General features: G+C 63.0%; 1 protein-coding gene. It reads right to left on the bottom strand.

Features of this window, described 5'->3' with window-relative positions:
* Nucleotides 1-881, bottom strand: an 881-nt coding sequence (locus tag NTD82_RS16075) for an amino acid adenylation domain-containing protein (protein WP_262129429.1), incomplete at both ends; no start/stop codon positions are given.

The raw sequence follows: 881 nt of genomic DNA, 5'->3' as shown, positions 1-881 counted from the left end.
AATATCGATCACGCTGGCTTCGCGGACGGCTGGGTATTCCAGCAGACGCGCTTCGATTTCGCCCAGCTCGATCCGCAAACCGCGAATCTTCACTTGATGGTCGATACGACCGGCGTATTCGATCACGCCCTCGTCGCGGTAACGCGCCAGGTCGCCGGTGCGGTACAGGCGGCCGCCCTCGGTGGAGAACGGATCCGGCACGAAGCGTTCGGCGGTCAGCGAAGGACGGTTGTGGTAACCGCGAGCCAGACCGACGCCGCCCAGATACAGCTCGGCGGCGGTGCCCGGTGCAGCGGGCAGCAGGCCGTCTTCGAGGATGTGGGTTTTCAGGTTGTCGATCGGCTGACCAATTGGAACGCTCAGGTGATCTTTGACGGTGCAGGTCCAGTGGGTGACGTCGATCGCCGCCTCGGTCGGGCCGTAAAGGTTGTACAGCCCGGTGTGTGGCAGGCGCTTCAGCACTTGTGCCGCCAGCTCGGCTGGCAGTGCTTCACCGCTGCAAACGACGCGTTTCAGCGAAGCGCATGTTTCGACCAACTCGCTGGTCATGAACGCTTGAAGCATCGACGGTACGAAGTGCAACGTGCTGACGCCGTACTCGTTGATGGTCGCCACCAGACGCTCCGGGTCACGGTGATCGCCCGGCAATGCAACCGCCAGACGGGCGCCGGTCAGCAGCGGCCAGAAGAACTCCCACACCGACACGTCGAAGCTGAACGGAGTCTTTTGCAGCACGGTATCCGTGCCGTCCAGACCGTAGGCTTTCTGCATCCAGTGCAAGCGGTTGACCAGGGCGCGATGGCTGTTGCCCGCCCCTTTCGGCTTGCCGGTGGAGCCCGAGGTGTAGATCACGTAGGCGAGGTTTTCCGGCACGGTATGCA

This window comes from Pseudomonas sp. 5P_5.1_Bac1, from assembly GCF_025466015.1.
Lineage (GTDB): Bacteria > Pseudomonadota > Gammaproteobacteria > Pseudomonadales > Pseudomonadaceae > Aquipseudomonas.
The sequence above is the reverse complement of the archived record's forward strand: the minus strand, read 5'-3'. Positions and strand labels throughout refer to the sequence as shown.